Consider the following 2,684-nt stretch of genomic DNA (forward strand, 5'->3'; position numbering starts at 1 on the left):
CCGCTACTCCTTCTTGGTGCGCTTGGCGCCGGGGCGCTCCGCCGCGCCCAGCGTGGTCATCTCCGAGCTCAACGCGAAGCGCCCCGGCGCCAAGCGCACCAAGAAGGAGTAGCGGTGGACGCACCGGCCCCGCGCCCGAACGAACGCAAGAGCGCCCTGGCCAAGCGGCTGCCGCTGCTCCTGCTCGCCGCCCTGGGCCTCTACCTGTGGCAGGTGACGGGCACGCCCGAGCGTGACGTCGCGTTCCAGCTCGCGGGGCCGGGCTGGGCCTCCGTGCGCGCCGTGGACCTGCAGATCTCCGACCCGGAGGGCCAGCTCCTCAAGCGCGAGGAGCGGTTCTTCCCCTCGGGGCCGCCGCCCGAGCTCGCGTACAAGGTGGACCTGCCCGAGGGCACCTGGGCCGCAGCGCTCTTCGTGAAACGTGAGGGCAGCGACGCCCGTGTGCGCCTGGAGACGCCGCTCGTCGTCGGCGAGGACCGCTACATCGTCCGGCAGCTCCAGTTGCCCGCCGCAGTTCGTTGACCGACCCGGGGGCGTGGGCTAAGGCCGCCCGCACGCCGTACTTCACGCTTTCCGACCCAAAAGGTGCGTACACGCCATGGCAACGGAACACATTGTCGTCGTCGGGGCAGGGCAGATGGGCGCGGGCATCGCGCAGGTGGCACTCGTCGCGGGCCTCCGCGTCACGCTGGCGGACGTCTCCGAAGCGGGGCTCGCCAAGGGCGCCGACCGCATCCGCGCCGGCCTGAAGAAGCTGGTGGAGAAGGGCAAGCTCGACGCCGCGAAGCAGCAGGCCGCCGAGGCCAACCTCACCACCGTGACCAAGGTCACCGACGCCAAGGACGTGGACTTCGCCGTCGAGGCCGTGACGGAGAGCGAGGGCCTCAAGCGCGGCATCTTCCTGGACCTGGACGAAGTCGTGCGCCCGGGCGGCGTGCTCGCCACCAACACGTCGTCCATCCCCATCACCCGGCTCGCCGCGTACACCAAGCGCCCCGAGTCCGTCATCGGCATGCACTTCATGAACCCGGTGCCGGTGATGCAGCTCGTGGAGCTCATCCGCGGCGCCGCCACGTCCGATGAGACCTACGCCACCACGCGCGCCCTCGCGGAGAAGATGGGCAAGACGACGGTGGTCTCCAAGGACTACCCGGGCTTCATCGTCAACCGCATCCTCATCCCCATGCTCAACGAGGCCTGCTTCGCCGTCATGGAGGGCCTGGGCTCCGTCGAGGACATCGACACCGCGATGAAGCTGGGCACCAACCAGCCCATGGGCCCGCTCCAGCTCGCGGACTTCATCGGCCTGGACACCGTGCTCTCCATCGCCGAGGTGCTCCACAAGGGCCTGGGCGACCCCAAGTACCGCCCCAGCCCCCTGCTGCGGCAGTACGTGGAGGCCGGCTGGTACGGCAAGAAGACCGGCCGCGGCTTCTACAAGTACTGAGCCGCCACGCGGCGACCCACTTCCACCCCAGGAGCCTCGAACATGGCCTACGAGAACATCCGGCTGGAGCAGGAGGGCGCCGTCGCGACCCTCCTCATCGACCGACCCAAGGCGCTCAACGCCCTCAACACCAAGACGCTGCAGGAGCTCGAGTCCGCGCTGAAGTCCCTGCCCGCGGACGTGCGCGTCCTCATCGTCACCGGCGGCGGCGAGAAGGCCTTCGTCGCGGGCGCGGACATCGCGGAGATGGCCGCGCTCACCGACGCCCAGGCCCAGGAGTTCGGCGCCCTGGGGCACCGGGTCATGGCCGCGCTGGAGGCGCTGCCCATCCCGACCATCGCGGCCGTGAATGGCTTCGCGCTCGGCGGCGGCTCCGAGCTGGCCCTGGCCTGTGACTTCATCTACGCCTCCGAGAAGGCCCGGCTCGGTCTTCCCGAAGTCGGCCTGGGCGTCATCCCCGGCTTCGGCGGCACCCAGCGCCTCACCCGCCTGGTGGGCCGCGCCCGCGCCAAGGAGCTCATCTTCACCGGCGACCGCATCGACGCGGCGAAGGCGAAGGAGCTGGGCATGGTGCTGGAGGTCCTCCCCGCGGACGGCCTGCTCGCGCACTGCCGCGCCGTGGCGGAGAAGATGCTCAAGAACAGCCCGCTGGCCATCTCCAAGGCCAAGCAGGTCATCGAGGCCGGCGCCGACCAGGACCTGCGCGCGGCCAACGAAATCGAGCGCAAGGCCTTCGGTGACCTGTTCGGCTCCGAGGACCAGCGCGAGGGCATGAAGGCCTTCCTGGAGAAGCGCATCGCGACCTTCACCGGGAAGTAGCGCGGTGAAGGGGCTCGCGGCCGGGGGACTGCTGACGTGTCTCCTGGCCGCCACGCCGGCCCGGGCCTCCGAGGACGCCGGGGACGAGGACGCGCGGGCCCCCGTCCTGGTGTCCTGGAAGCGCACGCTGTGCCTCTACACGGGCTGCTTCCTGGAGCCGCTCATCCCCGACGTCCGCTACGAGTGGGGGCCGGACGCCCAGGAGGGCTGGGTGCTGTCCTGGCCCATCCACCCGTGGGCCCTGCCGCCGCTGGACGTGCCGGGCCCCACGCTGGTCGTGTCGCCGTTCCTGGAGCCGCAGCTCCGGCTGGGACGGTCGGCCTTCCGGGTGCTCGCCGGGGCACGGGTGTATGCGTTTCCTGACGCGGCGCGCTTCGGAGTGTTGGCCGAAGGGGCGGGGCTGTGGGGAGAGGACGGC

The 2,684-nt window shown here is 70.9% G+C and carries 3 protein-coding genes and 1 pseudogene; all 4 read left to right on the forward strand.

What is annotated here, in order from left to right; genetic code table 11:
* Nucleotides 1-114 precede the first annotated feature (114 nt).
* Nucleotides 115-522 carry a hypothetical protein gene (locus HV824_RS35450; RefSeq protein WP_163787404.1) on the forward strand — a complete coding sequence of 136 codons (408 nt, stop codon included), beginning with the start codon at nucleotides 115-117 and terminating at the stop codon, nucleotides 520-522.
* A 76-nt stretch (nucleotides 523-598) separates the two neighbouring features.
* Complete coding sequence (locus tag HV824_RS35455; RefSeq protein WP_176425238.1) at nucleotides 599-1,447, forward strand: 3-hydroxyacyl-CoA dehydrogenase family protein; 849 nt, start codon at nucleotides 599-601, stop codon at nucleotides 1,445-1,447.
* Between the two features lie 42 nt (nucleotides 1,448-1,489).
* The gene (locus HV824_RS35460; RefSeq protein WP_176421410.1) at nucleotides 1,490-2,266 is read left to right on the forward strand and encodes an enoyl-CoA hydratase-related protein; all 777 of its coding nucleotides are present in this window, start codon (nucleotides 1,490-1,492) and stop codon (nucleotides 2,264-2,266) included.
* Nucleotides 2,267-2,270: 4 nt separating this feature from the next.
* A pseudogene (locus HV824_RS35465) lies at nucleotides 2,271-2,684 on the forward strand (hypothetical protein); the annotation flags it as partial.

This window comes from Myxococcus sp. AM009, from assembly GCF_013372605.1.
Classification (GTDB): Bacteria; Myxococcota; Myxococcia; order Myxococcales; family Myxococcaceae; genus Myxococcus; species Myxococcus vastator.